Annotated in this window: 1 protein-coding gene; it reads right to left on the reverse strand. The window is 61.7% G+C overall.

Annotated features, from left to right (window positions below; translation table 11 throughout):
• Positions 1-20: 20 nt before the first annotated feature.
• Complete coding sequence (pncB, locus tag EN969_RS30580; protein ID WP_013528440.1) at positions 21-1,325, reverse strand: nicotinate phosphoribosyltransferase; 1,305 nt, start codon at positions 1,323-1,325, stop codon at positions 21-23.
• Positions 1,326-1,524: the final 199 nt, after the last annotated feature.

The following is a 1,524-nucleotide window of genomic DNA, read 5'->3' on the forward strand; positions in this document are numbered from 1 at the left end:
GAGCCCCACCACCCCACCCCTCACACCTTGACCAATTGCTCCACGCGGTCCTTCTCGCCAAAAATCCTGAGATACCGCTCGATCTCTTTCACATCGCCGGTCGCCTTGGCCGGATTGTCCGACAGCTTGACCGCTGGCCTGCCATTGGCCTCGGTGACCTTGCAAACCAGCGATATGGCGTCGAGGCTGTTGGTTTCCGTCGGCGCGCAGCCTTCGAAATCATTGGTCAGATTGGTGCCCCAGCCGAACGACATGCGCACCTTGCCCTTGAAGTGGCGATAGGTCTCCTCGATGGTCTCGACCTCGAGCCCGTCGGAGAAGATCAGCAGTTTCTGCTTGGGGTCCTTGCCCTTGTCGCGCCACCAGGACAGGATTTTTTCGCCGCCTTCGATCGGCGGCGCGCTGTCGGGGCGAAAGCCCGTCCAGTCGGCCACCCAGTCCGGCGCATCGCGCAGGAACGATGCTGTGCCGAAGGCGTCGGGCAGCACGATCAGCAGATTGCCGCCATAGTAGCGCTGCCAGTCCTGCAGCACCTTGTAAGGCGACTGTCTCAGCTCTTTTTCCGAGTCGGCAAGCGCGGCAAACACCATCGGCAGCTCATGTGCGTTGGTGCCGAGCGCTTCGAGGTCGTTGTCCATGGCCAAAAGCACGTTGGAGGTGCCGGTGAACGCCTCGCCGATGCCTTCCTTCAACGCCTCGACACACCAGCGCTGCCATAGGAAGGAATGGCGCCGGCGCGTGCCGAAATCCGAGATGCGGATGCCGGGCAGCGCCTTCAGCCGCTCGGTCTTGGCCCACATCTTGGATTTGGCGCGGGCATAGAGCACGTCGAGCGCGAAAGGCCCGAACGCCCGCATCGCCGCGCGAGATCGGAGTTCATTGATGATGGCGAGCGCCGGGATTTCCCACAGCGTGGTGTACATCCACGGCCCGCTGAAGGTCAGTTCATACTGCCCGTCGCACTTCGACAGCTCGTATTCGGGCAGCCGGAAGCCTTCCAGCCAGGCGAGGAATTCCGGTTCGAAGATCTGCTTGCGGCCGTAGAAATTGTTACCGCCGAGCCAGATCATCTCCTTCTTGGAGAAGCGCAAGGTGCGGGCATGGTCGAGTTGTTCGCGCAATTCGCCCTCGTCGATCTCGTCGGCAAGGCGCACCGAGGTCGTGCGGTTGATCAGCGAGAAGGTTGCGTCGACCTTGGGATACATGCCCCAGATCATCTGCAGCATCAAAAGCTTGTAGAAATCCGTGTCGAGCAAGCTGCGCACGATCGGGTCGAGCTTCCAGGTGTGGTTGTAGACGCGCCGCGCAATATCGGTCTTAGCCATGTTTCAACACCGCCTTCGCTGCCTGCCATCCACAATTGCGACAGGCCTCATAGCATCGAATCGGCCGCAACGCTGCCCGCTTTCAGGCTGGCCCGACAAAAAGAGCTGCCTGCATGCGGCGGCGCGCAGCCCGGCATCAGCTTGCGGATTTGCCGCCCATCACCCTGAGCGCCGGACGCTTGCGGCGGCTGACGATGCC

The organism is Mesorhizobium sp. M7A.F.Ca.CA.003.01.2.1 (genome assembly GCF_003998945.1).
Lineage (GTDB): Bacteria > Pseudomonadota > Alphaproteobacteria > Rhizobiales > Rhizobiaceae > Mesorhizobium > Mesorhizobium ciceri.